This window comes from Stutzerimonas sp. S1, assembly GCF_025966695.1.
Taxonomy (GTDB): domain Bacteria; phylum Pseudomonadota; class Gammaproteobacteria; order Pseudomonadales; family Pseudomonadaceae; genus Stutzerimonas.
On the sequence record NZ_JAOEIY010000003.1, the window covers coordinates 30,354 to 56,319 of the forward strand.

Consider the following 25,966-nt stretch of genomic DNA (forward strand, 5'->3'; position numbering starts at 1 on the left):
GTGGGAAAGCCGCTCCCAGGCCCTTCCGGGCGAGTTTTGCAGCTGTACGCTGGCGAATGTCACGCCCTGACGTGGACCCCACTTGGGTGTCGATGTTCCTCAGTGCCGGCTAAAGCGTGCGCGCCTGTCAGTCTGGTATGGCCAGCTGGAGGGCGACAGCGAACATCATCGCGGCGACGCCGACATCGATCAGCCGCCAGGTCAGCGGGCGCGCCAGCCAGGGCGCGAGCCAGGCGCCGCCGAGGGCCAGTGCGAGAAACCAGAGCATCGAGGCGCTGGCGGCGCCCAGCGTATAGGCGCCTGGTGCAGGCTGCTGTGCTCCAAGGGATCCGATCAGCAGCACGGTATCGAGATAGACGTGGGGATTGAGCAGCGTCACGGCGAGCGCGGCGAGCAGCACCGCGCGCCGCGAGCGCCGTTCGCCGTTGCCCTGTTGCTGCAGTGCCTGCGGCTGCACGGCACGGCGCAGCGCCGCGACGCCGTACCACAGCAGGAAGGCCACGCCGCCCCAGCGGGTGATCGCCAGCAGCGTCGAATTCTGCGCCAGGATCGCCGCGAGGCCGAATACGCCGAGGCTGATCAGGATCGCATCGCAGAGTACGCAGAGGGCGGCGACCGGCAGGTGATGCTCGCGCCGCAGGCTCTGCGCAAGGACGAAGGCATTCTGCGCGCCGATGGCGACGATCAGTCCGGCGGTGACCGCCAGCCCGTTCAGGTAACTGCTCCAGAGGGTGCCCATGTTTGCCGCCTTGTCGAAGTCCAGGCTGGCAGTCTGGGGTGGGGAGGAATATAAGAGAAACGAATATTCGTAAACCCTCATTAGGAAAACAAATGTTCGATTACAAACTGCTGGCCGCACTGGCGGCGGTGGTCGAGCAGGCGGGCTTCGAACGCGCCGCGGTGGCGCTCGGCCTGTCGCAGTCGGCGGTGTCGCAGCGCATCAAGCTGCTCGAGGCGCGGCTCGGTCAGCCCGTCCTGCTCCGCATCGTGCCGCCCCAGCCCACCGAGCTGGGCCAGCGTCTGCTCAATCATGTGCAGCAGGTGCGACTGCTGGAGCGCGGCCTGCAGGGCCAGGTGCCGGCGCTGGACGAGAACCGCCTGCCCGAACGACTGCGTATCGCGCTCAATGCCGACAGCCTGGCGACCTGGTGGGCTGAGGCCGTGGCGCCGTTTTGCGCCGAGTACCAGGTACTGCTCGATCATGTGGTGGAAGACCAGGCGGTCGGCCTCAAGCGCATGCGCGCCGGCGAGGTGGCCGGCTGTGTCTGCGCGGCCGAGCGACCGCTGGCCGGCGCGCGCAGCCAGTATCTGGGTGCGATGCGCTACCGGGCACTGGCCAGTCCGGCGTTTCACAAGCGTCACCTGGGTGGCGAGCCGAGCGCAGCGACGCTGGCGCGCGCGCCCGCCATCGTGTTCGGTCCGGACGATCGTTTGCAGCATCGCTACATGGCTTCGATCGGCGGCGCAGAAGGCTTCATTCACCACCTGTGCCCCTCTTCGGAGGGCTTCGTGCGAATGCTGCAGAGTGGGCTCGGCTGGGGGCTGGTGCCGGAGTTACAGGTGCGTGGCGAACTCGAGCGCGGGGAACTGGTCGATGTGCTGTCCGGTGCGCCGATCGATGTGCCGCTGTACTGGCATCACTGGCGCAACGGCGGGGCGCTACTGGACGAGCTGACCCGCCACCTGGTGCGCTGCACCGGGCGGTGGCTGGTAAATGACTGAGGTCAGGCGATGACGCGTTGACCGCGATAGATGCGTACCGTCGTCGCGTCATGAGCCGCTGTCTTGGGCGTCGGCTTCGCGGCCGGTTCAGCTAGCTGGTCGGTGAGGCGGGCGAGTTGGCGTCCGAGTTCGCGAGTCTGCTCGTCGGTGGAGCGCAGGCAGCCGCTTAGCATCGTGATGATGGCGTCGGGCTGATCGAGGTGTATATCCAGCTGTTGCTCATCACGCAGCCTGCGGCGCAGGTTGCGCATGCAATCGAGAACCGCCTTGTTCAACTCCATGGTGTGTTCCCCGTGCTTGGCCCTAAGGCCCGACATCCCTGTCGGAAGTGTCTATCCGCTGGCGAAGGGATCAGAGCAACAGGCATACCAACTTTGCCGGGCACGCTGCCAGGCTGTCGCTGCGACCGGTGAGAGGCCCGAATAGCGCGGCGTACGCCACGATATCCGCAAGTACTCGCCTCGCGCCGGGCGGCGCTGGCGGCAAGCCGGCATGCACCGAGATGCGTGTTGTCCGGTGCGTGATGCCTTATCGCGGTGCATTGGCTGGACGTGCTGTCGGCCGCTGATGCGCCACATTCGAATCGTTATACTGCGCGCTGTTTATTCGCTTCGCGCCACCCGGAAGGTACCCCATGCGCAACGATGCTCACGACGAACTGGACCATATCCCCAGCCTTACCGCTGGCCGTGATCGCGAGGAGCCGTATCCGGCCCCCGATCTCGAGCCGATCCAGAAGCCGCTGAGTGAGCGCAGCGATTCCTCTCGCTCGCGCCAGAAGCGTCGCTCGGCCGGCACGGCGCCACTGTGGGTGCTGGTGATCGTGCTGCTGGTCAGTCTGGGGGCCTTCAGCTGGTGGAGCTTCCAGCGCATGGCGGCACTGGAACTGCAGCTGGTCGCTACCCAGGACAGCTTCGCCCGTATCAGCGAGGACGCCGCGGGACGGCTGCAAGACATCTCCGGCAAGGTCGTGGCGACCGAGTCCAACGTCACGACCGAGAGCGAGGCGGTGAAGCTGCGTATCAAGCAGCTCGAGCAGCAGGTGATCGAGCTGACGCGCAAGCAGCAGGCCTTCGCCACCGAACAGCAGAGTCTGGCGGGCAAGCAGGGTAATCAGGACCAGCGCCTGCAGGAGCAGAGCAAGCGCCTGGAAACGCTGGGCGGCGAGCTGCGTTCCCAGCAGGAGTCCGGCGCCGCGCTGGCGGCGAATCTGAAGAGTCTGAGCAGCGAGCAGGCAGCGCTGAAGACCGCAATCGGTGCGCGAGACAATCTGGCCGCCACGGTGGAGACGCTGAGCAAGGATGTTGCCGCACTGAAGCAACGTGGCAATCCGAGCCAGGCTATCAGCCGGCTGGAGCAGGATCTGCTGGTGCTGCGCAGCGAGCTGGAAAACCGTCCGGCGGCAAGCTCCAGTACCGCCGAGTTCGACGCATTCCGTGCCCAGGTGACCCGCAACATCAACGCCATCCAGAGCCAGATCGCCAATCTGCAAGGGCAGATCGACGCCCGCTGATTGCGCGCGGCGCTGGCGAGCCTTTCGCCGGCGCCGCGGCTGCCGCCCCAGAGCGGCGCTCGCAGCGCTCCATTGCGCTGCTCTTTCCACCCGTTCATCCCGCGCCAGGCCCGTGTGTCCTGCCGCTCCTTTTTGCGCGCGTTTTCCGGGAATTTTGTCGGGGCACTTGTCCTGGCTCAAAGGATTGATGGCCAAGGGCTATTAGCATCGGCCCGTGTCAATCGATACCGGGGCGCCGGATGCGCCACCGATGAGGTACTGATGTCGGACGGAATGGCTGCGCTGGTAGCGATCCGTGACGTCGGCGAAAATATTCCCTGCCGTGGGTAAAACAATAAGATGCCTTCCCTGATCGATCTGCTTCGCTCTCGCCTGGTAACCCTGTTGCCCAGCGAGCTGAAAACCAGTGAACTGCCCCATCTGCTGACGCCGATACGTCACCCCATGCTGCTCTGTCAGCGCCGGGCCATGCTGATCGTCGATCGGGTGCGCCTGTTCGCCTTCCTCTTCGCCGTGCTCACGCCGCTGTGGAGCATCATCGACCTGATGGTCTTCGACACGCCGCTGTGGCTGCGTCTGGCGGGCTTCCGCCTGATGGCCTGCCTGGCCTTCACCTGGCTGCTGCTGTTCTACCGGCCCAGTGGCAACCTGCTTGATGCCTATCGCGCCATCGCGATCCTCTTCGCCATCCCGACGGTGTTCTACATCGCGTCGCACACGCTGCTGGGCACCTATCAGCTGGCGCAGTTCTCCGCCGTGGTCGGCGCAGGCTATGCGTTTCTGCCGTTCGTGCTGATGGCCGGCCTGACGATCTTTCCGCTGACGCTGATCGAAAGCGTGGTGCTCGGGCTGCTGCTTCTGCTGGCGCAGGCGCTGGCCGGCTATCTGAGCTGGGCGACGCTGAACTGGCCGTCCTTTGCCGGTGCGTTCTGGTTGCTGATCCTGATTGCCGGCGTCGCCAGCCTGGCCGGCATGAGCCAGCTGGCCTTCATGATCGCGCTGGTGCGCCAGGCGATCCGTGATCCGCTGACCGGCATCTTCTCGCGCGGTAGCGGCGAGGAAATCCTGCGCCTGCAATGGGATTCGGCGCAGCGCAACAACAGCCCGCTGGCGCTGGCCTTCATCGATCTGGATCACTTCAAGGCGATCAACGACAACCACGGGCACGAGGCCGGTGACGCGGTGCTGCGCGATGCCGCGCGTAGCTTGCTCAACACCCTGCGCGGCTCTGACAGCCTGGTGCGCTGGGGCGGCGAGGAGTTTCTGCTGATCATGCCGGACACCGACATGCAGCAGGCACACCGCGCGCTGGCCCGGCTGGTCGGCAACGGCCTGGGCGTGCGTCCCGATGGCCAGCCGCTCACCGCCAGCATCGGTCTGTCCGAGCGGCAGGCGGATGCCTCGCTGGACCATCGTCAGCTGCTGGAGCTGGCTGACCACCGCATGTATCTGGCCAAATCCGCGGGCCGCAATCGCCTGCATGGACACGCCGGCTGCTACGTGCCGCAGGGCGGACTGGCGGGGCTGGAAGGTTAGCGTTCAGTTGCCGGGCATCGCGAACACGTGGCGCAGGTAACTGACGAAGGCCGGATCGCGGCACATGGTCTTGCCTGGCGAGTCGGAAATCTTCGCCACCGGCTGGCCGTTGCAGGCGGTCATCTTGATCACCATGTTGGTCGGTTCCACGCCCGCAATGTCACAGGTCAGGCCGGTGCCGATACCGAAGCTAGGCTGGCAGCGTCCGGCCAGGGCGCGGTAGATGGCTAGCGCTTTGGGCAGGTCGAGGCCGTCGGAAAACACCAGCTGACGTGTTTGCGGGTCGATGCCCAGGCTGCGGTAGTGCGCGATGGCTTTTTCCGCCCAGAGCAGCGGATCGCCCGAGTCGTGGCGCAGGCCGTCGAACAGCTTGGCGAAGTACAGATCGAAATCGCGCAGGAAGGCATCCATGCTGATGCAGTCGGTCAGCGCGATGCCCAGCGCGCCGCGATACTCGCGAACCCAGCAGTCCAGTGCCGCGCGCTGACTGTCGATCAGCCGCGGGCCGAGCTGCTGGTGCGCCATGATCCATTCGTGGGCCATGGTGCCCATCGGCCGGAGGCCGAGTACGCGTGCCAGGTGCACGTTGCTGGTGCCGACGAAATCCCCCGGAAATGCCTCTGCCAGCCGCTCCACCACTGCAGCCTGCACGGCGAAGGAGAAGCGCCGGCGCGTGCCGAAATCGGCCAGTTTGAAGCCGGCGAGTTCCCCGTCGTTGGCGTGCTCGCGTAGCCAGGCGAACTTTTCGTTCAGCCGATCCTGGGCCTGCTCCAGCGTTACCTGCGGATACCGCGAACGGTTGCGCACCTCGCTGATGATCGCCAGCAGTGGCACCTCGAAGAGGATCACGTGTAGCCAGGGCCCACGCAGATAGACCACCAGTTCGCCGGCCTCGACCTCGACGCGCAGATAACGCAGGTCGAAACGGAACAGGCCGAGGAACCGGATGAAGTCCGGTTGCATGTAGGGGATCTGTTCGAGGAACGCCAGCTCCTCGTCGGTCATCGCCAGTTCGGCTAGCGCCTCGATCTGCGCGCGCACGTCGTTCAGATACGGGCTCAGGTCTTCGGTCGAGCGGCAGCGGAACGCCCATTCCACCTCCGCATTGGGGTAGTGGTGCAATACCGCCTGCATCATCGTGAATTTGTAGAAATCGGTGTCCAGGAGGCTCTGGACGATGCGATCGCTGAAGGCACGGCTCATGGACGGCTCCTGGGGCGGGTTGTTATGCAGCAACACCTTGCCGTTTCCGCGGGAGTCCGCGCAAGCCGAGTGCACTGGCGAGTGGAATATCAGTCGTCGACTTTAGATTTGAAGCGAACTTGTTCCTTGGCCTTTTATCCAGATGGAAGTAAATGGAGATTTGCAGTCAGGGTGCTATGAGGAAATAAAGAGTTATGCAGCTTAGTTGCTATGGGTGTTTTTTGTTTGTCGAATTTCGTACAGCGAATGGCCGGGTTCTAAGTTTTTAGGATTTATAAAACCAAAAAAGGCAAGGGTGGTTGCCCTTGCCTTTTTCTGCCGCCGCTTAGTTAGCTGCTGCGACCGCCGCCGTGGCTGTTCTGACCACCTTTGCGGCCTGCTTCGGAGGCCTTCTCGCGGTCATTGGCGAAGTTGCCGCCGCTGTTGTGTCCGCCTTTGCGGCCGGCTTCGGATGCTTTCTCTCGATCGTTAGCGAAGTTGCCAGGGTTGTTATTTGCCATGTCTTTTTCTCCTCAAAGTGGATAGAGACGTTGGGAAAGGGCTGGCGAGAGAGAGTCACCAGCCTTCTATGTTTCAGAGGAGACATTGCGCAGGTAGTTTCAACGAAGCACATGACGACGGACGAATGGTTTTCCCTATATAAACTGGGACTATGGCGCAGTGAAATTACAGCGAAACGGCAGTTGTAACTTGTGTCATTCCGCAAACGGGTTCGCTCAGTCGCGCGTGTCTTTTCTGGGTTCAGGCCGCCAGGGCCAGCCGCCGCTGGGCGAGCAGGCGCATGACGTAGCCGATCTTCAGTGCCGTCGGGCCGAGAATGACCAGGGCATGGGCTGTGACCACGACGGGCAGGCTCAGCCGCTGGTCGATCAGGTAGGCGCCACTCACACCCAGCAGCAGAAGCAGCAGGCCGCCGAGCATCAGCGCGTTGGCCAGGTGGAGCAAGTGGTGTGGGTTGTCATTGCGATGGAGCATTGCAAGCACCTCCGAAAAATCGGGGAGGGAGCCCGCCGAAGCGGGCTCGGGGATTGATCACTCGAGTGCGCTGGCGGGACCGAAGAACTCGTAGCGGGTCTGCTGTTCCGGCACGCCGAGCGAGCGGAGCTGGCGCTTGACCGTCGCCATGAAGGGTTTCGGGCCGAGGAAGTAGGCGTCCACGTCGCGGTTGGCCGGCAGCCACTCGGCCAGGCGATCTTCGGTCAGCTGGCCGATCGCGTCCGGTGCGGCGGCGTCGCCTTCGTGTTCGTCATAGCAATAGAAGCGCTTGAGCTGCGCATGGCGTTCGGCCAGGTGGTCGACGGCCTTGCGGAAGGCATGCACGCCGGTGTTGCGCGCGCAGTGGATGAAGTGCACCGGTCGCGAACTGCCCAGCGCGGCTTCGAGCATCGCCAGTGTCGGCGTGATGCCGACACCACCACTGATCAGCACCAGCGGCTTGTTGCCGGGCTGCAGGGTGAAGTCGCCGGCCGGGGCGAACAGCTCCACCAGCGCGCCTTCGGCCATTGCATGCAGCGCGTTGGACACCACGCCGCCGGGTTCGCGCTTGACGCTGATGCGGTACTCGTGGCCATTGCTCGCCGCCGACAGGGAGTAGTTGCGGCGCACTTCCTCGCCGTCGATCTGCAGGCGCAGGCCGATGTACTGGCCGGGCAGAAAGTCCATCAACGGACCGCCGTCCTCGGGCTGCAGGTGGAACGAGGTGATTTCGTCACTCTCCGCCACCTTGCGTGCGATGCGGAAGCGCCGCGCGCCACGCCAGCCGCCTGGCGCCTCGGCTTTGGCCTGGTAGAGCTGTTCCTCGTTGCCGATGAGGATGTCGGCCAGCTGCTGATAGGCGGCGGCCCAGGCGTCGATGACCGCGTCGGTGGCGATCTCCTCGCCGAGTACCTCGCGAATGGCGCGCAGCAGGCACGAGCCGACGATCGGATAGTGCTCGGGAAGAACCTGCAGGGCGACGTGTTTGTTGATGATCTGCGCCACCAGGCCGCCAAGCTGGTCGAGCTGGTCAATGTGCCGGGCATACATCAGCACGCCGTTGGCCAGGGCGCGTGGCTGGTCGCCGCTGGCCTGATGCGCCTGGTTGAACAGCGGACGTACTTCGGGATGTTCGCTCAGCATCAGGTTGTAGAAATGCGTGGTCAGCGCCTCGCCGCCGCTTTCCAGCAGCGGCACGGTGGCTTTGATCAGGGCACGTTGTTCAGCGCAAAGCATGGGTAGCTCCTCAATTGGGAAGGTTGCCGTCACGGCTGGCGAGTCGGCTTTGTCTACCCAGGTGCTTTCAACAATCGTTCCAGCTTCAGAATTGACGCAGATCAAGGTTTGTAGCGCAGGCATGGTGAATAGAACCCTGGAAATCCAGGGTTTCATCCACCATCAGGGTCATAATCACCGTGATTGTTTCTCTGAACCCTGCGCCCGGCAGCGCCTCTCAGAAGGTGTGCGATGAAGACTATGCAGCCGGAGGCGTTATGCAGAACTACCACATCACCCGGGAAGGCGAGCGTTGGTTGCTCAGGGAGGAGGGCGATCGGCGCGTACTGATCGAAACCGCGAGTCGGGACGAGATCCTGCGCGAGGCGCGCGACTACATGAAGTTGCGCACGGCTATGGTGAGGGTTCATGGCGATGACGGCGGTGTCGAGGAAGAGCACCGCTATCCTGAGGAACAGAATCCGCTCGCCAGCCGGGGGTGAGCGGCGCTCAGTCGAGGATCTCGATGCGCAGCGAATTGGTCGAGCCTGGCTGGCCCAGCGGCACACCGGCGGTGATCAGTACGGTATCGCCGCTGCCCGCCATGCCCTGAGCGCGGGCCAGCTCCAGCGCGTGACCGCAGACCTGTTCCATGTCGCGCATCGGCGCATCCACCACCGAATAGACGCCCCAGGCGACCGTGAGCTTGCGCGCCGTGGCTTGGCTCGGTGTCAGGCTGAGAATTGGTGTGGCCGGGCGCTCGCGCGAGGCGCGCAGGCTGGAACTGCCCGACTCGGTGTAGTTGACCAGCACCGCCACCGGCAGGATGCCGCTGATACGGCGGATGGCGCAGCTGATGGCGTCGGACAGCGTCGCCTCGGCGCTCGGCCGCTGCACGTCGAGTTGAGCGGCGTAGTCCGGACCGCTTTCCACCTGGCGGATGATCTTGCTCATCATGCTCACCGCTTCCAGCGGATAGTCGCCTGACGCGGTTTCCGCCGAGAGCATCACCGCATCGGCGCCCTCGGCCACCGCGTTGGCCACGTCGGTGACTTCGGCGCGGGTCGGTGCCGGGGCGAAGCGCATGGATTCGAGCATCTGCGTCGCCACCACTACCGGGCGGCCAAGCTGGCGGCAGATGCGCACGATGTTCTTTTGGATGCGCGGTACGTTTTCCGCCGGCACTTCGACCCCCAGGTCGCCACGCGCCACCATGATGGCGTCGGACAGCCGGGCGATCTCGCGCAGGTGCTGTACCGCCGAGGGCTTCTCGATCTTGGCCATGAGGAAGGCGCGTTCGCCGATCAGCTCGCGCGCCTCGTGGATGTCCTGCGGGCGCTGCACGAACGACAGCGCCACCCAGTCCACGCCCAGCTCGAGGCCGAATGCCAGGTCGCGGCGATCCTTCTCGGTCAGCGGCGAGAGTTCCAGCACCGCCTCCGGCACGTTGACGCCCTTGCGGTCGGACAGCTCGCCGCCGGCCACCACACGGGTGTCGATGGCATCGCTGTGGCACGCGGTGACCGTCAGACGCAGGCGGCCATCGTCGATCAGCAGCTGCATGCCCGGCTCCAGCGCGGCGATGATCTCCGGATGTGGCAGGTTCACGCGCCGACTGTCGCCCGGGGTAGGGTCCAGATCCAGGCGGAAGGTCTGCTCGCGCTCCAGTCGCACCTTGCCCTCGGCGAAGCGTCCGACCCTGAGCTTGGGCCCCTGCAGGTCCATGAGGATGCCGATCGGCTGCTTCAGCTCCTGCTCGACCTGACGAATCCAGGCGAAGCGCTCGGTGTGGTCGGCGTGCTCGCCATGGCTGAAGTTCAGGCGGAACAGGTTCGCCCCGGCGTGCACCATGGCGCGCACGTCATCGACGCTGCGGGTGGCGGGGCCGAGGGTGGCAAGGATCTTGACCTTCTTGTCGGGTGTCATGGCAGGCTCGCTGACAGGTGAGCGCCGCGCCCCTAGGCGGACGGCGGCAGGATCAGGATGGCGCGGAAGTCGTTGACGTTGGTGCGCGTCGGGCCGGTGACGATCAGGCTGTCCAGCGCGGTGAAGTAGCCATAGCCGTCGTTGTTGGCCAGCGCATCGGCGGCGCGCAGGCCCAGCGCCTCGGCGCGGGCGAAGCTGTCCGGGCTCATCAGCGCGCCGGCGTTGTCTTCCGAACCGTCGATGCCGTCGGTGTCGCCGGCCAGAGCATGCACGCCCGGCAGGCCCTGTAGGCATTCGGTGAGGGCGAGCAGGAACTCGGCGTTGCGCCCGCCGCGGCCATTGCCGCGCACGGTCACCGTGGTCTCGCCGCCGGAGAGGATCACGCAGGGCGCGGCGATCGGCTGGCCGTGCAACACCACCTGGCGTGCGATGCCGGCGTGCACCTTGGCCACCTCGCGCGCTTCGCCTTCCAGGTCGCCGAGGATCAGCGGGGTAATGCCGGCGGCACGCGCCACCTCGGCGGCGGCATCGAGCGATTGCTGCGGCGTGGCGATCAGCTGGAAGTGGCTGCGCGAGAGCAGCGGATCGCCCGGCTTGAGGGTTTCCGAGCGTGGGTCCTCGAGCCAGGCGCGCACATTGGCCGGCACCTCGATGTGGTAGCGCGCGAGAATTTCCAGCGCCTGCGCCGAGGTGGTCGGGTCGGCCACGGTGGGGCCGGAGGCGATCACCGTCGCTTCGTCGCCCGGTACATCGGAAATCGCGTAGGTGTAGACGCTGGCCGGCCAGCAGGCCCGGGCCAGGCGACCACCCTTGATTGCGGAAAGGTGCTTGCGCACGCAGTTCATCTCGCCGATGTGCGCGCCGGAGCGCAGCAGCGCCTTGTTGATTGCCTGCTTGTCGGCCAGCGAGATGCCTTCGGCCGGCAATGCCAGCAGCGAGGAGCCGCCGCCGGAAAGCAGGAAGATCACCCGGTCGCTTTCCTCGAGGTTGCTGACCAGCTCCAGCACGCGACGGGCGACACGCTCGCCGGCGTCATCCGGTACCGGGTGTGCGGCCTCCACCACTTCGATACGCCGGCAGTCGGCGTGGTGTTCGTAGCGGGTCACCACCAGTCCGGACAGTTCGCCTTCCCAGACCTGCTCGATGGCTTCGGCCATGGCCGCGGCCGCCTTGCCGGCGCCGATGACGATGGCGCGGCCGCTGCGGTCTTCGGGCAGATGCTCGGCGAGCACATGACGCGGATGGGCGGCTTCGATGGCGCTGTCGAACAGCTGGCGCAGCAGGGCTTGTGGGTCGATGGGCATCTCTGGCTCCTTGGGTCTTTTTGCAGAGGCCGATTGCAGACCTTAGGGCTCGTCGAAGCAAGCGCTAAGGGTTGAAATCGACCCGCCCGGCAGTCGGGCCGTGACTCCTTGTGCCGGGCGAATCGAAAAGATGCCGTCCGCAGACGGCGGTTGGAGAGCAGGCGCGCGGGGCCCTGGTCGTGGGGAGACGCGATGATTCCGACCCCGTGCACCTGCATTCCAACCCTTTGAGCGTCGCTGGCGCCCAGCGTTGCGGTGACCCACCACCTGGTCTGTCTGTCCCTGAAGGTGGGGCCGCAAGGCTCGACGCAGCGCGCTCGAAGGCTTTACTCCTTGCGGATCGAGAAATTGGCCATGTGCTCCAGGCCCTTGATCAGCGCCGAGTGGTCCCAGCCGCTGCCGCCGATGGCCGCGCAGGTGCTGAACACCTGCTGGGCGTTGGCGGTGTTGGGCAGGTTCAGGCCCAGCTCGCGGGCGCCGTTGAGCGCCAGGTTGAGGTCCTTCTGGTGCAAGGCGATGCGGAAGCCCGGATTGAAGGTGCCCTTGATCATGCGTTCGCCGTGCACCTCGAGGATCTTCGAGCCGGCGAAGCCGCCCATCAGCGCCTCGCGCACCTTGGCCGGATCGGCGCCGTTCTTCGCGGCAAACAGCAGCGCCTCGGCCACCGCCTGGATGTTCAGCGCGACGATGATCTGGTTGGCCACCTTGGCGGTCTGGCCGTCGCCGTTCTCGCCGACACGGGTGATGTTCTTGCCCATCGCCTGGAACAGGGGCAACGCGCGCTCGAAGGCCGCTTCGCTACCGCCGACCATGATCGACAGGGTGCCTGCCTTGGCGCCGACCTCACCGCCGGATACCGGGGCGTCGAGGTACTCGGCGCCGGTGGCCTTGATCTTCTCGGCGAACTGCTTGGTGGCGCTGGGCGAGATCGAACTCATGTCGATCACCACCTTGTTCGGGCCGACGCCGGCAGCGACGCCGTTGTCGCGGAACAGCACGTCGTCGACCTGCGGGGTGTCCGGCACCATGACGATGATGAACTCGGCTTCCTGCGCGACTTCCTGCGGTGTAGCCAGGGCGATGGCGCCGGCTTGCACCAGGTCGGCGGGCGCCTTGTCGTGGTGTTCGGAAAGGAACAGTTGGTGACCTGCGTTCTGCAGGTTGCTCGCCATGGGCTTGCCCATGATGCCGGTGCCGATGAATCCGATTTTAGCCATGGTCGTTTCTCCTCAAATTCTGTTCGGGTCAGATGGCGTTGTGCGTCTTCAGCCAGCCAAGGCCGGCCTCGGTGCTGGTGGCCGGCTTGTATTCGCAGCCGACCCAGCCCTGGTAGCCGATGCGATCCAGATGCTCGAACAGGAAGCGGTAGTTGATCTCGCCGGTGCCTGGCTCGTTGCGCCCGGGGTTGTCCGCCAGCTGCACGTGGTTGATCGCCGCCAGGTTGGTTTCGATGGTGCGCGCCAGGTCTCCTTCCATGATCTGCATGTGGTAGATGTCGTACTGCAGGAACAGGTTGGGGTGGCCGACCTTGCTGCGGATCTCCTGCGCCTGGGAAGTGTTGTTGAGGAAGAAGCGCGGGATATCGCGGGTGTTGATCATCTCCATCACCAGGCGGATGCCGGCCTGCTCAAGCTTCTGCGCGGCGTAGCGCAGGTTCTCGATGAAGGTCATCTCCAGCTTGCCGAGGTCGGCGTCCTTCGGCGCGATGCCAGCCAGGCAGTTGACCTGGTTGTTGCCCAGTACCTGAGCGTAGGCGATGGCCTTGTCCACGCCGGCGCGGAACTCCTCGACCCGCTCTGGCAGGATGGCGATGCCGCGTTCGCCACCCGCCCAGTCACCCGCCGGCAGGTTGAACAGCACCTGGGTCAGCTTGTTGGCATCCAGCTGAGCCTTGATTTGCTCGGCGGGGTAGTCATAGGGAAACAGGTACTCGACACCGGAAAAGCCGGCCTGGGCGGCGGCGGCGAAGCGGTCCATGAAGTCCTGTTCGGTGAACAGCATCGACAGGTTGGCGGCAAAGCGGGGCATGGTTCTCTCTCCTGATCTGTAGGGATCACATTCGGTTCTGCATTGCGGCGGTGCGGTGACCACCCTGGGTGTTGTGTTTGCGGTGGATATGCTTCGCGATATCCACCCTACGGTTGGTTCGGTGTCCGTCGCTTACAACTGCGGCGGTCGGGTCGGTCTGGAGTAGGGTGGAAGACCGCGAAGCGTCTTCCACGCGTTGGTGGATCAGTCCAGCAATCCAACGGCGGTCGGCGCGTCTTCTCGACTTTCGGCCAGTGCCTCGAACTCGTTGATGGCATCGATCTCGGTGCCCATGGCGATGTTGGTTACCCGCTCGAGAATCACCTCGATCACCACCGGCACCTGATGCTCGGCCATCCAGGCCTGGGCCTGCTCGATGGCCGGGCGCAGGTCTTCCTGCTTGAACACGCGCAGCGCCTTGCAGCCCAGACCCTCGACCACCGCGATGTGATCGACGCCGTAGCCTTCCATGCCGCTCTGGTCGGCATTGATGTTCTCGAAGCCGAGCTGCACGCAGTAATCCATCTCGAAACCGCGTTGCGACTGGCGGATCAGCCCGAGGTAGGCGTTGTTCACCAGGATGTGGATGTAGGGCAGCTTGAACTGCGCGCCCACCGCCAGTTCCTCGATCATGAACTGGAAGTCGTAGTCGCCGGAGAGCGCCACCACCTTGCGCGCCGGGTCCGCGGCAACCACGCCGAGCGCCGCCGGAATGGTCCAGCCAAGCGGGCCGGCCTGGCCGCAGTTGATCCAGTGGCGCGGCTGGTAGACATGCAGGAACTGCGCGGCGGCGATCTGCGACAGGCCGATGGTACTGACGTAGCAGGTGTCCTTGCCGAAGGCGTTGTTCATGCACTGGTACACGCGCTGCGGCTTCATCGGCACGCTGTCGAAGTTGGTCTTGCGCAACATCGTGCGCTTGCGCTCCAGGCAGTCGGCGGCCCAGGCGCGGCGATCCGGCAGACGGCCTGCGGCCTTGCGCGCCTTCGCTACTTCGACGAACAGCTCCAGCGCGGCGCGGGCGTCGGAGACGATCCCGTAGTCTGGCGCGAACACCCGGCCGATCTGGGTCGGCTCGATGTCGACGTGGACGAAGGTGCGGCCCTTGGTATAGGTCTCCACGGAGCCGGTGTGACGGTTGGCCCAGCGGTTGCCGATGCCGAGCACGAAGTCGGATTCCAGCATCGTCGCGTTGCCGTAGCGGTGGCTGGTCTGCAGCCCGCACATGCCGGCCATCAGCGGATGGTCGTCGGGGATCGAGCCCCAGCCCATCAGCGTCGGGATCACCGGCACGCCCACGGTCTCGGCGAACTCCACCAGCAAGGTTTCGGCCGCGGCATTGTAGATGCCGCCGCCGGCGACGATCAGCGGACGCTCGGCGGCGCAGAGCATGTCGATGGCCTTCTCGATCTGCTTGCGGGTCGCCGCCGGCTTGTACACGGCGAGCGGCTCGTAGGTGTCGATGTCGAATTCGATCTCGGCCATCTGCACATCGAACGGCAGGTCGATCAGCACCGGGCCGGGACGCCCTGAGCGCATCACGTGGAAGGCCTGCTGGAACACGCGCGGCACCAGCGCCGGTTCGCGAACGGTAACCGCCCACTTGGTCACCGGCTTGGCGATGGATTCGATATCGACGGCTTGGAAATCTTCCTTGTGCAACTTGGCGCGCGGCGCCTGGCCGGTGATGCAAAGGATCGGGATCGAGTCGGCGGAAGCCGAGTACAGGCCGGTGATCATGTCGGTGCCGGCCGGGCCCGAGGTGCCGATGCACACGCCGATGTTGCCCGGCTTGGCGCGGGTATAGCCCTCGGCCATGTGCGAGGCACCCTCGACGTGGCGGGCGAGGATGTGACGAATGCCGCCGTCGGCTCGCAGAGCGGAATACAGCGGGTTGATCGCCGCGCCGGGAATGCCGAAGGCGGTGTCGATGCCTTCCTTGCGCAATACCGCGACGGCGGCGTCGATTGCTCTCATGCGGGCCATTGGTCTTCCTCCTCGAGGGATCCGATAGTTTTTGTAGGTGGCCCAAGCATGCCGCCCTGGATTCCCTGGCGGAATTGGTCGAGACTTCAGTTCTGTCGATATCAGGAGTATCGAATGGATCGCTATACGACCCTGCGCAGCTTCGTACTGGTGGCCGACTGCGGCAGCTTCGCCGCCGCCGCGCACAAAGAGAGCGTCACCCCGGTGGTGATGGGCCGGCGGCTGGATGCGCTGGAGCGGCATCTGGGCGTCAAGCTGATGCACCGCTCCACCCGCGGCCTGTCGCTGACCGATCTGGGCGAGCAATACCTGGAGCGCGCCCGCGGGCTGCTCAAGGACTTCGATGAGGTGGACGCCAGCATCAGCCACGACCGCACCTCGGTACGCGGCCACCTGGTGGTATCGGCGCCGGCGGCATTCGGGCGGCGGCATATCGGCCCGCACGCGCCGGCGTTCCAGGCGCGCTACCCGGACCTGCAACTGTCGTTCAACTTCACCGACAGCGTGGTCGACCTGGTGCGCCACGGTTACGACATGGGCATTCGCATCGGAGAGGTGACCGACCCCAACTATGTGGCGGTGCGGCTGTTCCCGAACAGGCGGGTGGTCTGCGGCTCGCCCGAGTACTTCGCCCGCCACGGCACGCCGACGGCACTGGAGGAGCTGACCGAGCACAACTGCCTGGCCTTCAATCTGCAGGGCGGTCAGCAGCGCGGCTGGACCTTTCTGCGCGACGGCCGGCAGGTGGCGATCCGCGTGGCCGGCAATCTGGACTGCAACGACGGCGAGCTGCTGTTCGACTGGGTCAAGCAGGGCCTGGGCATCGGCTGGCGCTCGACCTGGGAGATCCAGGCCGAGCTCAAGCGCGGCGAGCTGGTCACGGTACTCGACCAGTACGCGCTGCCGGCCTACGACATCCAGGCCGTCTACCCGCAGCAGCGCTACCTGCCGGCCAAGGTGCGTTTCTTCATCGACTACCTGAAGGATATCTACAACGCACCAGGCTATTGGGAAGTGCGCTGAGCGGCTCGGTTGTTGCGGTAGGTGGAGAAGCCGTGGGGGCTCAGCAGCCGCGGGATGTGGTCGGTGAGGGGAAGGCGCGCAGCGACGCGTAGGCCACGCTGTTCACGGCCCGGTCCCGACTGACGGCGTTCAGGATGGATGCCGGCCCGTGCGGTCACAGCTAAGGTGAATATCACCGGCTGAGCAGCGAGGCGCTTGTGGATCGTCTGAAAATCGCCACCTACAACATCAACGGCATCCGGGCGCGCTTGCCCAACCTGCTCGAATGGCTCGAGCGTGAGCAACCCGACGTGGTCTGCCTGCAGGAGCTGAAGGCGCAGGATCCCGACTTCCCCATCGATGACATCCGTGGCGCCGGCTACGGCGCCATCTGGCAAGGACAGAAGTCCTGGAACGGCGTGGCGATCCTCGCCCGTGACAGCGAGCCGCTGGAGATCCGCCGCGGCCTGCCGGGCGATCCCGATGACAGCCACAGCCGCTACCTGGAGGCCGCGGTGCACGGGGTGATCGTCGCCAGCCTCTACCTGCCCAACGGCAACCCGCAGCCCGGGCCGAAGTTCGACTACAAGCTGGCCTGGTTCGAGCGGCTGATCGAGCACGCCGCCGGCCTGCTGGCCAGCGGGCATCCGGTGGTGCTGGCCGGCGACTACAACGTGGTGCCCACCGACGAGGACATCTACAACCCGCGTTCCTGGCTGAAGGACGCGCTGCTGCAGCCGGAAAGCCGCGACTGCTACGGACGCCTGCTGGCTCAGGGCTGGACCGACGCGCTGCGCGCCCGGTACCCCGACGAGCGCATCTACACCTTCTGGGACTATTTCCGTCAGCACTGGCAGAAGAACTCCGGGCTGCGCATCGACCACCTGCTGCTCAGCCCCGATCTCGCGCCACGCCTGCAGGATGCCGGCGTCGATCGCTGGGTGCGCGATCAGGCACACGCCAGCGATCATGCGCCGACCTGGATCGTGCTGAGCGGCGCGCCGATGGCCTCCGGGCGGTCGGGCTGAACCTTTGCTCTGGCGTGGTAGTCGACTTGAACAGGCAGGCCGTTTTTCTTCCGGCCGTTTCAATCGATCCTGCAGGAGTAAGAAATGGATACCAAAGATACGATTTCCGTCCTCAACGACCTGATCGAAACCAGCAAGGATGGCGAGAAGGGTTTCATGGAGTGCGCCGAGGATCTGCGCGATCCGCAGCTCAAGAGCACCATGAGCCAGCGTGCCCGCGATTGCGCCACCGCGGCGGCGGAGCTGCAGCAACTGGTGCGTTCCATGGGCGGCGAGCCGGAAACCAGTACCAGCATGGCGGGCGATATGCACCGTCGCTGGGTCGATCTCAAGGCGATGATCACTGGCAAGGATGACGAGGCGATCCTCAACGAGTGCGAGCGCGGTGAGGATGTGGCGGTAAAGAGCTACCGCAAGGCGCTGGAAAAGGACCTGCCGGCCGAGGTGCGGCTCGTGGTCGAGCGGCAGTACCAGGGCGTGCTGCGCAACCACGATCAGGTCAAGGCACTGCGCGACGCGGCTCGCGCCCATAGCTGATCGCGGCCACTGACGAAGAACGCCAGCAGTTGCTGGCGTTTTTTTTATGGACGGTGAGGGCTGCGCACTCAGGTCGCTGTCGCAGGCTCGCTCACTTCGCAGCCCTTGAGCACCAGACGGATGATGGTATCGGCGGCAGCATCGTAGTCGGCATCGTCGAGTCTGGCCTTGCCGGTGACGGTACTGATCTGCCAGTCGAAATCCGCGTAGGTCTGGGTCGCTGCCCAGATGCTGAACAGCAGGTGGTTGGGATCGACCTTGGCCATCAGGCCCTCGTCCACCCAGCGCTGGATGCAGGCGATATTGTGTGCCGCCTGGGCATTGAGCTGGGCGGTACGCTCCGCTGACAGGTGCGGGGCGCCATGCATGATCTCGCTGGCGAAGACCTTGGATGCGCCGGCGTGATCGCGGGAAATGCGAATCTTGGTGCGGATGTAGGCACGCAGCACATCGGCCGGATGGCCGGGCTGGTTGAACGGCGCGGAGGCGGCAAGCAGCGGCTCGACGATGCTTTCGAGCACCTCGCGATAGAGGTTTTCCTTGGACTTGAAGTAGTAGTAGACGTTGGGCTTGGGCAACCCGGCCCGGTTGGCGATATCGCTGGTCTTGGTCGCGGCGAAGCCCTTTTCGGCGAACTCTTCGCTGGCGGCTTTCAGGATCAGCTCTTTGTTGCGCTCACGGATACTGGACATGGGGTCTTTTCGCTGGCTGCCGTCGCTTGCCGACGACCGCCGGCATGCTAGCACCGGGTTTACCAGACGCTCAACCCAGGCGCCGCGCGGCGGGCGAAGGGGCCTGCGGCCCCCTCGCCGTGACGCTTAGAAGTGCGCCTTTACGATGGCGCTGAAGGTGTTCTGGTCGGTCTTGCCAACGAAATTGTCGCTGACGAAGCCGCCGTCCTCGATGCCGTACTTGTCAGTCCAGTAGTCGTATTCGATACCGACGTAGAGCTGCTTCTCGCCCCAGTTCAGCGCCTTGCCCAGGTCGTACTTGATCTGCGGGTTGAAGTGGAAGTTGGCGTGGTACTCGCCGCGGGAATTGCGGTCGTTGTCGACTACCCAGTCGATGAAGCCGTCGAACAGGATGTCGGAGTTGCCCACCGGCAGCGTGTAGCCCCACACCGGGGTGATCTGCCAGACGCCGTCGCCCGGGCGGTCGCCTTTGGTTTCGCGGTGGTAGAAGTTCAGCGAGAAGTAGTCGAAACCGGGCACGTCCAGGTCGAAGCCCGGGCCGATCATGTAGGTTTCCACGTCGTCTTCGCCGAACTCGTAGGTCATGGCGACCAGTACGTCCTTGACCGGACCGAAGCTCAGGTCGCGCTGGAAGATCTTGCCGAACGACAGGCGTGGCGAGAATTCGCCGTAGAAGCTGCTGTCGTCGTTACCTTCGTCGTTGCCCTTGCCGTTGTAGTGGATCGAGTCGACGAAGAAGAAGGTGTCGCCGTACTTCCAGGCGTTGGCGTGCTCGAAGGTGACGGTCTGCTGGATCGGCGAATCGATCTTGTAGTTGTGGCCGTACAGGTAGGTCACGCTGTTGTTCTGCCAGTACAGCAGGCCTTCCGCCATGGCCGGAGCAGTCAGCAGGCTGCCTGCCGCGGCGAGGGCAAAGGGAGCGGTCTTGAAATTCATCTGGATATCCTTGGTGTGTGTGGTGGCTTTTTGGATGCCATTGTCTTGCATCTCCGCGTCGGCGAGAAGCGGCCAGCTGCCTCAGCCTGGCGATTGCGCACGAATCTGCCGGGACACGACGTCGCAGTGCTCGCCATGGCGACGCGAGTAATCGGGGATGTTCACCGCCAGCGTGTTGGTGCCGACGGCATCCTCGATCAGCTCGTCCGGGCCGAATGCGTCCTGCTCGTCGGGTTCGCGCGGCAGGAACAGGTTGAGCAGGATTGCGCTGAAGGCGCCGATGGTGATCGGCGAGCCGAAGATATTCTTCAGCACCTCGGGCATCGCGCTCAGCGCCTCCGGTACGCTGGCCACGCCCAGGCCGAGCCCCAGGGAGATGGCGACGATCAGCATGTTGCGCCGGTGCAGGCCGGCCTCGGCGAGGATCTTGATGCCGGCGATGGCGACGGTGCCGAACATGATCAGCGTGGCGCCACCGAGCACTGGCTTGGGCATCATCTGCAGCACGCCGCCGACCGCCGGGAACAGGCCGAGCAGGATCAGGATGCCGGCGATGTAGAAACCGACATGGCGGCTGGCGACGCCGGTGAGCTGGATCACCCCGTTGTTCTGGCTGAAGGTGGTCATCGGCAGGCTGTTGAACACGGCGGCGACCGCGGAGCTGCAGCCATCGGCGAGGATTCCTGAGCGGATGCGGCGCATGTATAGCGGTCCACGCACCGGCTGGCGGGAGATCATCGAGTTGGCGGTGAGATCGCCGGCGGTTTCCAGCGGCGTGATCAGGAAGATCACCGCGATCGGGATGAAGGCCATCCAGTCGAAGGCGAAGCCGAACTTGAACGGCTGCGGCACGCTGAGCAGGGGTAGCTCGGCGAGCCCGGAGAAGTCCACCTTGCCCATTGCCCAGGCCACCAGGTAGCCGATGGTCAGCGCCACGATGACCGCCGACAGCCGCAGCACCGGCCATTTGAAGCGGTTGAGCACGACGATGATGCCGATCACCAGCCCGGCCAGCGCCAGATTGGGGAGCGCACCCAGATCAGCGGCACCGTAGCCGCCGGCGATGTCGGTCATTGCGACCTTGATCAGCGACAGGCCCATCAGGCAGATGATGGTGCCGGTGACCACCGGGGTGATCACTCGCCGCAGCTTGTTGATGCACTGGCTGAAGGCGATCTCGACGAAAGCCGCGCAGAAGCTCACGCCAAAGAGTGTCGCGAGGATGTCTTCGGGGCTGCCGCCGCGGCCCTTGACGATGAAGCCGGCGCTGAGGATGGCGCTGAGAAAGCCGAAGCTGGTGCCCTGCAGACACAACAGGCCGGAGCCGATCGGGCCGATGCGTTTGGCTTGGACGAAAGTCCCCAGACCGGAGACGAACAGCGCCATGCTGACCAGATAGGGCACGTAGGCACCCAGGCCGAGCGCGCTGCCGATGATGAGGGTGGGGGTGATGATGCCGACGAAACTCGCCAGAACGTGTTGCAGGGCGGCGAACGTCGCGGGGAGAGGCGCCGGCCGATCGTCGAGCTGATAGATCAGCTCCTGGTTCGCTTGCGGAGCGCTACCGCTCCTGGTTTCGGTTGCGGTCATTGTTAAGCCTGCCATTTGTTGTTGTACGGTCATGGGCTTGCGAGGCTTCACGGCACCTCTGTTACCGCGCGCCAGCCGGGGCGGGTGCGCGGAATGGCCCGACTATAACAACCTGTGAACAGGCTTTGGAACAATTGATACTTGAATTGTGCACAATCTGCGAGCCGGCCGTCGGAATTGCTGTGCGGCCGGATGCGCCGTCGCCGCCTCAGCAGCTGCGCTGAGACGGCGCTCGCGGCTGCTTCAGCCGACGGGGCGCAGCTCGCGGGCGACGTTCTCGGCCAGGCCGGTGCCGGCTTCGGTCATGGTCAGGTAGGTGTGATCCGCGCCGGCGGCCTGGATGCGCTGGGCAATGTCCTCGTACAGCGCGTGGGAGACGATCAGCCCCTTGAAGCCGATCGAGCGCAGCTTGGTGGTGGAGATGATCTTGGCCTCGGCATCGTTCATCGCCAGCACCACGGCCTGCACGTCGTTCATCTGCAGGTTCTGCCAGAACATCTGGTCCTCGGCGTCGGCGAAGAACACGTTGCGGCCTTCGGCGACGTTGCGCTCGACCATGACCGGGTCGGAATCCAGGCTGACCAGGCGAAATCCCTTGCGGAGCAGGTGATCGTAGGCGGCGCGTCCGGTCCGGCCCATGCCCATCACCAGGATCTGCGCGTCGCCCAGCGACACGGGCTGCTCGTCGGGATGGCGGGTATCGCGTTCCAGCGGGATCAGCCGCTTCGCCAGGCGCTCGTACAGCGGATGGGCGAAGCGGTTGAGCTGCGCGGAGACTACGAACGACAGCGCCACGCTGATCGCCAGCGGCGTCAGCCACTGCGGCAGCACCACGCTGGCGACGATCAGGCCGAATTCGCTGTAGTTGGTCAGGCTTGAGGCGCTGAGGAACGCGCTGCGCGCGCGCAGGCGGAAGCTGAGGAAAAGAAAGAAGAACAGCACGCCCTTGAGTGGCAGCAGCAGCGCCACCGCCGCAGCGAAAATCATCGCGTTGGCATCCGGCAGGCCGCCGATACCGATCTGCAGGAAGAAGCCGACCAGGAACACTTCCTTGATCGCCCACAGCGAATTGGATAGCTCGGTGGCGCGCTTGTGCTTGGCGAGCATGGCGCCGAAGGCCAGGGCGCCAAGCTCCGAACTCAGCCCGACCGCCTCGAAACCCATGCCGCCAACCACCAGCGCCAGCATCAGGCCGAGCAGGACCAGCAGCTCCTCGTGGCCGCTGTGATCGAGCATGCGGAACAGCAGCGGACGCAGCAGCGGTAGCAGAAATACCAGCAGCGCCCAGGGCGACGGCACCTGGCCCGCCGCCAGGCTCATCACTACCAGCGCGATCAGATCCTGGATGATCAGCACGCCGATCGCCACCCGGCCGTGGAAGGCCTTCAGTTCGCGCTTGCCTTCCAGCACCTTAGCCGCCAGCACGGTACTGGAAAACGACAGCGCGATGGCCAGCAGCAGGCTCTCCTGCCAGCTGGCATCGAAGACCAGCACGATCGCCGGCAGCACCAGCACGCTGGAAATGGCGAAGTGCAGCAGGCTGCCGCCGATCACCTCGCGGCGCACCAGGTTGCCCAGCTTGAGCTTGAGGCCGACGGTGAACAGCAGCAGGAGCACGCCGAGGTGCGCCAGATGCTGGAGGATCACGCCGTCCTGCTTGCCCACGCCGACGTGTTCGCCAACCGCGGCCAGGGCGAAGCCGGCACCCAGATAACCGATCAGCGGCGGCAGGCCGATAGCGCGGGCGATCAGGCCCAGGGTGAAGGCGAAGGCGATCCAGCTGGCTTCAATCATCAACGGCATCCGGCGAAAAGGGCGCCGAATTGTAAACAGAGATCTTCGCTTGTCGAGTGCTATACAACTAACGCTGCGGCGAAGACCTCTGCCCGTTTTCGATCCAGCTCGCCAGGGGCGTCCTGCGAATCACCAGCTTTTCGAACTCGGCGAGGCAGAACACCAGAAGCCCGGCGCCGAGCACCTGCAGCCACTGCAGCGGTGACAGACCGGTCGAGCCGAACAGCGACTGCAGCATCGGTGCGTAGGTGAAAGCCAGCTGCAGCGGAATGCAGGCTGCGATGGCCAGCAACACGTAGGCGTTGCCGGTCAGACCCTGGCGATTGACGACGGAGGCGAATATCGAGCGGCTGTTGAGCAGATAGAACATCTCTGCCATCACCACCGCGTTGACCGCCATCGTGCGCGCCGCCTCCAGATTGCCGCTGCTGTTCAGCTCCCAGAGGAACAGGCCGAGGGCGCCGGTCATCATCAGTACCGAGACCATCAGCACCCGCCAGATGAAGAACCCGGACAGCAGCGCCTGTCCCGGTGGGCGCGGCCGGCGGCCCATGATGCCGCGCTCGGCAGGCTCGAAAGCCAGCGCCAGGCCGAGGGTGCTGGAGGTGACCATGTTGATCCACAAGACCTGTGCCGGCGTCAGCGGCAGGGTGAGTTCGAAGAGGATCGCCGCAATCACCACCAGTGCTTCGCCACCGTTGGTGGGCAGCATGAACAGCACGAATTTCTTCAGGTTGTCGTAGACCGCGCGCCCCTCGCGCACAGCGGCGGCGATGGTGGCGAAGTTATCGTCGGCCAGCACCATATCCGAGGCTTCCTTGGCCGCTTCGGTACCCTTCATGCCCATGGCCACACCGACGTCCGCGCGCTTGAGCGCCGGCGCATCATTGACGCCGTCGCCGGTCATGGCCACGACCTGGCCGTGGTTCTGCAGGGCCTGGACCAGACGCAGCTTGTGTTCCGGGCTGGCGCGGGCAAATACGTCCACATCCATGGCGACCTGGCGCAGCGTGGCGTCATCCATCAGCGCGACCTCGGCACCGGTCACCGCCGGCTTGCCGAGGCCGATGGCCAGTTGCGCGCCGATGGCGCGTGCAGTCTCGGCATGGTCTCCGGTGATCATCTTCACGCGAATGCCGGCCCGGTGACACTCGTCCACGGCGACGATGGCTTCCTCGCGCGGCGGGTCGATGATGCCCACCAGTGCCAGCAGGGTGTAGCCGTCGGCGACGTCGGCAAAGCTCAGCTGACCGCTGGCCGGTGCGGCACGCTTGCAGGCCAGCGCCAGCAGACGCAAGCCCTTGGCTGCGGTATCGACCGCCATGCGCCGCCAGTAATCAAGGTCGATTGGCTGGTCGCCAGCGTGCCCGGCCTGGGTGCTGCATATCTCCAGAATGCGCTCCGGCGCGCCCTTGACGAAGAGCCAGGGCGCGCCGTCGCTGTCATGGTGATAAGTGGCCATGAAACGGTGCTGCGACTCGAAGGGAATCGAATCCAGCCGTGGCCAGGCGCCATCGGCGACATGCTGGCTGAAGCCGACCTTGCCGCCGAGGACCAGTAGCGCACCCTCGGTGGGATCACCCATGACCCGCCATTGCTGGGATTGTTGTTGCAGATGGGCGTCGTTGCACAGCACGCCGGTGCGGATCGCCAGCGACAGCGCGGGGTAATGCTCGGGATCGACGATCTTGCCGGCAAGCCGGCAGTCGCCCACGGGCTCGTAGCCAACCCCAGTGACGTCGAACACCTGCTCGGCGCAGACCACCCGCTGCACGGTCATTTCGTTGCGGGTGAGGGTACCGGTCTTGTCGGAACAGATCACCGTCACCGAACCGAGGGTTTCCACGGCCGGCAGGCGGCGGATGATCGCGTTGCGCTGCGCCATGCGCTGTACGCCCAGGGCTAGGGTGACGGTCATGATCGCCGGCAGCCCTTCGGGAATCGCCGAGGCAGCCAGCGCCACCACCATCATGAACATCTCGGCGGCCGGATGGCCGCGCCAGAGCGTGCCGAGGACGAACGTGGCGGCAGAAGCGGCCAGTACGGCGATGGCCAGCCAGCGACCGAAATGATCGACCTGTCGTAGCAGCGGTGTATTCAGGTTCTGGATGCCGGTGAGCATCTGGTTGATCTTGCCCAGCTCGGTCGTGGCGCCGGTCGCCACCACGATGCCCGTTGCCTGGCCGAACACGACCAGCGTGCCGGAGTAGGCCATGCCGTAGCGGTCACCCAGCGGGGCGTCCGGCGCAACCGCCGTGGTGTCCTTCTCCACTGGCAGCGATTCGCCGGTGAGCGCTGCTTCCTCGATGCGTAGTTCCTTGGTTTTTACCAGGCGCACGTCGGCCGGCACGCGGTCGCCGGAAACCAGCAGAACACGATCACCCGGGACCAGGTCCGCTGCGTCTATCTGCTGTCGACTGCCGTTGCGTATCACCGTGGCGTGTGGGGAAAGCATGGCGCGAATGGCGTCCAGTGCGCTTTCGGCCTTGCCTTCCTGAATGAAGCCGATGATGGCATTGATCAGCACGGCGCTGAGCAGCACGCCGGTATCGACCCAGTGCCCGAGAATAGCCGTGATCAGCGCCGCGCCGATCATCACGTAGAGCAGGATGTTGTGGAATTGCCCCAGCAGGCGCCTCAATGCGCTGCGGTGCTTGGGTGGGGCAAGGCGATTGAGGCCGTGTTGGGCGAGGCGTCGCGCCACCTCGCCATCCGTCAGCCCCTCCGGCCCGCTCTGCAGCTGTCTTTCCACGTCGGCGGCCGGCAGGGTGTGCCAGTTCGGTTGCGAATGTTCGCTGGGCTGGGTGGTCGAGCGGTCCTTCATGGCCGGCGCCTCTGCTGATCCATGGGGCGGATTTATCGCGGCAGCTGAAGCGCCGCATGCCCAGGCAGCTTACCCAGCCACTGGCCGGGCGGCATGATTTGCCGCAAGAGTTGTGTTTCCAGCCGCTACAGGAAGGCCGCGCCCCACGATGGGCC

Annotated in this window: 23 protein-coding genes; 7 read left to right on the forward strand and 16 right to left on the reverse strand. The window is 65.0% G+C overall.

Annotation, left to right across the window (positions count from 1 at the left end):
* Nucleotides 1-127: 127 nt before the first annotated feature.
* Nucleotides 128-739 (reverse strand): LysE/ArgO family amino acid transporter, encoded by a 612-nt coding sequence (locus tag N8H22_RS06785; protein WP_264589871.1) that lies wholly within the window; start codon nt 737-739, stop codon nt 128-130.
* Between the two features lie 92 nt (nt 740-831).
* Between N8H22_RS06785 and N8H22_RS06790 the strand changes: the two genes are divergently transcribed.
* Nucleotides 832-1,722 (forward strand): LysR family transcriptional regulator ArgP, encoded by an 891-nt coding sequence (locus N8H22_RS06790; RefSeq protein WP_264589872.1) that lies wholly within the window; start codon nt 832-834, stop codon nt 1,720-1,722.
* 2 nt (nt 1,723-1,724) lie between these two features.
* Here N8H22_RS06790 and N8H22_RS06795 read toward each other — a convergent pair whose 3' ends face one another.
* Nucleotides 1,725-2,003, reverse strand: coding sequence for a hypothetical protein (locus tag N8H22_RS06795; RefSeq protein ID WP_264589873.1), 279 nt, complete (start codon nt 2,001-2,003; stop codon nt 1,725-1,727).
* Between the two features lie 353 nt (nt 2,004-2,356).
* Between N8H22_RS06795 and N8H22_RS06800 the strand changes: the two genes are divergently transcribed.
* Together N8H22_RS06800 and N8H22_RS06805 are read left to right on the forward strand one after the other, a co-directional pair.
* Complete coding sequence (locus tag N8H22_RS06800; protein ID WP_264589874.1) at nt 2,357-3,235, forward strand: ATPase; 879 nt, start codon at nt 2,357-2,359, stop codon at nt 3,233-3,235.
* A gap of 339 nt (nt 3,236-3,574) precedes the next feature.
* On the forward strand, nt 3,575-4,771 hold the full coding sequence (locus N8H22_RS06805; RefSeq protein ID WP_264589875.1) for a GGDEF domain-containing protein: 1,197 nt from the start codon (nt 3,575-3,577) through the stop codon (nt 4,769-4,771).
* A 3-nt stretch (nt 4,772-4,774) separates the two neighbouring features.
* Here the strand turns inward: N8H22_RS06805 and pncB are convergent, their stop codons facing one another.
* The 4 genes from pncB to hmpA form a co-directional block, all read right to left on the reverse strand.
* The gene (gene pncB, locus N8H22_RS06810; protein WP_264589876.1) at nt 4,775-5,974 is read right to left on the reverse strand and encodes a nicotinate phosphoribosyltransferase; all 1,200 of its coding nucleotides are present in this window, start codon (nt 5,972-5,974) and stop codon (nt 4,775-4,777) included.
* Nucleotides 5,975-6,303: 329 nt separating this feature from the next.
* Complete coding sequence (locus tag N8H22_RS06815) at nt 6,304-6,474, reverse strand: general stress protein (RefSeq protein ID WP_003290130.1); 171 nt, start codon at nt 6,472-6,474, stop codon at nt 6,304-6,306.
* Nucleotides 6,475-6,715: 241 nt separating this feature from the next.
* A complete protein-coding gene (locus N8H22_RS06820) occupies nt 6,716-6,949 on the reverse strand; it encodes a hypothetical protein (RefSeq protein WP_264589877.1) in 234 nt (77 codons plus the stop codon).
* 57 nt (nt 6,950-7,006) lie between these two features.
* Nucleotides 7,007-8,185 carry an NO-inducible flavohemoprotein gene (hmpA, locus tag N8H22_RS06825; RefSeq protein WP_264589878.1) on the reverse strand — a complete coding sequence of 393 codons (1,179 nt, stop codon included), beginning with the start codon at nt 8,183-8,185 and terminating at the stop codon, nt 7,007-7,009.
* Nucleotides 8,186-8,442: 257 nt separating this feature from the next.
* Here hmpA and N8H22_RS06830 point away from each other — a divergent pair, with 257 nt between their 5' ends.
* Entirely contained in the window at nt 8,443-8,667 is a 225-nt protein-coding gene (locus N8H22_RS06830) for a DUF2188 domain-containing protein (protein ID WP_264589879.1), read from the forward strand.
* A 7-nt stretch (nt 8,668-8,674) separates the two neighbouring features.
* On the opposite strand, the gene pyk is transcribed toward N8H22_RS06830, so the two are convergent.
* From pyk to gcl, 5 genes are all read right to left on the reverse strand, one after another.
* A complete protein-coding gene (gene pyk / locus N8H22_RS06835; RefSeq protein ID WP_264589880.1) occupies nt 8,675-10,090 on the reverse strand; it encodes a pyruvate kinase in 1,416 nt (471 codons plus the stop codon).
* Between the two features lie 32 nt (nt 10,091-10,122).
* Complete coding sequence (locus N8H22_RS06840) at nt 10,123-11,394, reverse strand: glycerate kinase (protein WP_264589881.1); 1,272 nt, start codon at nt 11,392-11,394, stop codon at nt 10,123-10,125.
* Between the two features lie 326 nt (nt 11,395-11,720).
* A complete protein-coding gene (locus N8H22_RS06845) occupies nt 11,721-12,611 on the reverse strand; it encodes a 2-hydroxy-3-oxopropionate reductase (RefSeq protein ID WP_264589882.1) in 891 nt (296 codons plus the stop codon).
* 28 nt (nt 12,612-12,639) lie between these two features.
* Nucleotides 12,640-13,422 carry a hydroxypyruvate isomerase gene (hyi, locus tag N8H22_RS06850; protein WP_264589883.1) on the reverse strand — a complete coding sequence of 261 codons (783 nt, stop codon included), beginning with the start codon at nt 13,420-13,422 and terminating at the stop codon, nt 12,640-12,642.
* Between the two features lie 204 nt (nt 13,423-13,626).
* Entirely contained in the window at nt 13,627-15,408 is a 1,782-nt protein-coding gene (gcl, locus tag N8H22_RS06855) for a glyoxylate carboligase (protein WP_264589884.1), read from the reverse strand.
* Nucleotides 15,409-15,522: 114 nt separating this feature from the next.
* Here gcl and N8H22_RS06860 point away from each other — a divergent pair, with 114 nt between their 5' ends.
* From N8H22_RS06860 to N8H22_RS06870, 3 genes are all read left to right on the forward strand, one after another.
* Nucleotides 15,523-16,431 (forward strand): LysR family transcriptional regulator, encoded by a 909-nt coding sequence (locus N8H22_RS06860; protein ID WP_264589885.1) that lies wholly within the window; start codon nt 15,523-15,525, stop codon nt 16,429-16,431.
* Between the two features lie 197 nt (nt 16,432-16,628).
* A complete protein-coding gene (locus N8H22_RS06865) occupies nt 16,629-17,438 on the forward strand; it encodes an exodeoxyribonuclease III (protein ID WP_264589886.1) in 810 nt (269 codons plus the stop codon).
* 84 nt (nt 17,439-17,522) lie between these two features.
* Nucleotides 17,523-17,975 (forward strand): PA2169 family four-helix-bundle protein, encoded by a 453-nt coding sequence (locus N8H22_RS06870; protein ID WP_264589887.1) that lies wholly within the window; start codon nt 17,523-17,525, stop codon nt 17,973-17,975.
* Nucleotides 17,976-18,043: 68 nt separating this feature from the next.
* Here N8H22_RS06870 and N8H22_RS06875 read toward each other — a convergent pair whose 3' ends face one another.
* From N8H22_RS06875 to N8H22_RS06895, 5 genes are all read right to left on the reverse strand, one after another.
* Nucleotides 18,044-18,667 carry a TetR/AcrR family transcriptional regulator gene (locus N8H22_RS06875; protein WP_264589888.1) on the reverse strand — a complete coding sequence of 208 codons (624 nt, stop codon included), beginning with the start codon at nt 18,665-18,667 and terminating at the stop codon, nt 18,044-18,046.
* Between the two features lie 126 nt (nt 18,668-18,793).
* Nucleotides 18,794-19,603: an outer membrane protein OmpK gene (locus N8H22_RS06880; protein WP_264589889.1), complete on the reverse strand. Its 810-nt coding sequence runs from the start codon at nt 19,601-19,603 to the stop codon at nt 18,794-18,796.
* Between the two features lie 81 nt (nt 19,604-19,684).
* Nucleotides 19,685-21,208, reverse strand: coding sequence for a nucleobase:cation symporter-2 family protein (locus N8H22_RS06885; RefSeq protein WP_264589890.1), 1,524 nt, complete (start codon nt 21,206-21,208; stop codon nt 19,685-19,687).
* Between the two features lie 228 nt (nt 21,209-21,436).
* Nucleotides 21,437-22,987, reverse strand: a complete 1,551-nt coding sequence (locus N8H22_RS06890) for a cation:proton antiporter family protein (RefSeq protein ID WP_264589891.1) — start codon at nt 22,985-22,987, stop codon at nt 21,437-21,439.
* A 67-nt stretch (nt 22,988-23,054) separates the two neighbouring features.
* A complete protein-coding gene (locus N8H22_RS06895; protein ID WP_264589892.1) occupies nt 23,055-25,811 on the reverse strand; it encodes a cation-transporting P-type ATPase in 2,757 nt (918 codons plus the stop codon).
* Between the last annotated feature and the right edge of the window lie 155 nt (nt 25,812-25,966).

Bases quoted from the DNA above. Each gene is read 5' to 3' on its own strand.
- N8H22_RS06895 (WP_264589892.1), bottom strand. From the start codon at position 25,811: ATGAAGGACCGCTCGACCACCCAGCCCAGCGAACATTCGCAACCGAAC.
- N8H22_RS06860 (WP_264589885.1), top strand. From the start codon at position 15,523: ATGGATCGCTATACGACCCTGCGCAGCTTCGTACTGGTGGCCGACTGC.
- N8H22_RS06840 (WP_264589881.1), bottom strand. From the start codon at position 11,394: ATGCCCATCGACCCACAAGCCCTGCTGCGCCAGCTGTTCGACAGCGCC.
- N8H22_RS06875 (WP_264589888.1), bottom strand. From the start codon at position 18,667: ATGTCCAGTATCCGTGAGCGCAACAAAGAGCTGATCCTGAAAGCCGCC.
- N8H22_RS06805 (WP_264589875.1), top strand. From the start codon at position 3,575: ATGCCTTCCCTGATCGATCTGCTTCGCTCTCGCCTGGTAACCCTGTTG.
- N8H22_RS06800 (WP_264589874.1), top strand. From the start codon at position 2,357: ATGCGCAACGATGCTCACGACGAACTGGACCATATCCCCAGCCTTACC.
- pyk (WP_264589880.1), bottom strand. From the start codon at position 10,090: ATGACACCCGACAAGAAGGTCAAGATCCTTGCCACCCTCGGCCCCGCC.
- N8H22_RS06830 (WP_264589879.1), top strand. From the start codon at position 8,443: ATGCAGAACTACCACATCACCCGGGAAGGCGAGCGTTGGTTGCTCAGG.
- N8H22_RS06815 (WP_003290130.1), bottom strand. From the start codon at position 6,474: ATGGCAAATAACAACCCTGGCAACTTCGCTAACGATCGAGAGAAAGCA.
- N8H22_RS06785 (WP_264589871.1), bottom strand. From the start codon at position 739: ATGGGCACCCTCTGGAGCAGTTACCTGAACGGGCTGGCGGTCACCGCC.
- pncB (WP_264589876.1), bottom strand. From the start codon at position 5,974: ATGAGCCGTGCCTTCAGCGATCGCATCGTCCAGAGCCTCCTGGACACC.
- N8H22_RS06870 (WP_264589887.1), top strand. From the start codon at position 17,523: ATGGATACCAAAGATACGATTTCCGTCCTCAACGACCTGATCGAAACC.
- N8H22_RS06890 (WP_264589891.1), bottom strand. From the start codon at position 22,987: ATGATTGAAGCCAGCTGGATCGCCTTCGCCTTCACCCTGGGCCTGATC.
- hyi (WP_264589883.1), bottom strand. From the start codon at position 13,422: ATGCCCCGCTTTGCCGCCAACCTGTCGATGCTGTTCACCGAACAGGAC.
- hmpA (WP_264589878.1), bottom strand. From the start codon at position 8,185: ATGCTTTGCGCTGAACAACGTGCCCTGATCAAAGCCACCGTGCCGCTG.
- N8H22_RS06880 (WP_264589889.1), bottom strand. From the start codon at position 19,603: ATGAATTTCAAGACCGCTCCCTTTGCCCTCGCCGCGGCAGGCAGCCTG.
- N8H22_RS06790 (WP_264589872.1), top strand. From the start codon at position 832: ATGTTCGATTACAAACTGCTGGCCGCACTGGCGGCGGTGGTCGAGCAG.
- N8H22_RS06795 (WP_264589873.1), bottom strand. From the start codon at position 2,003: ATGGAGTTGAACAAGGCGGTTCTCGATTGCATGCGCAACCTGCGCCGC.
- gcl (WP_264589884.1), bottom strand. From the start codon at position 15,408: ATGGCCCGCATGAGAGCAATCGACGCCGCCGTCGCGGTATTGCGCAAG.
- N8H22_RS06820 (WP_264589877.1), bottom strand. From the start codon at position 6,949: ATGCTCCATCGCAATGACAACCCACACCACTTGCTCCACCTGGCCAAC.
- N8H22_RS06885 (WP_264589890.1), bottom strand. From the start codon at position 21,208: ATGGCAGGCTTAACAATGACCGCAACCGAAACCAGGAGCGGTAGCGCT.
- N8H22_RS06845 (WP_264589882.1), bottom strand. From the start codon at position 12,611: ATGGCTAAAATCGGATTCATCGGCACCGGCATCATGGGCAAGCCCATG.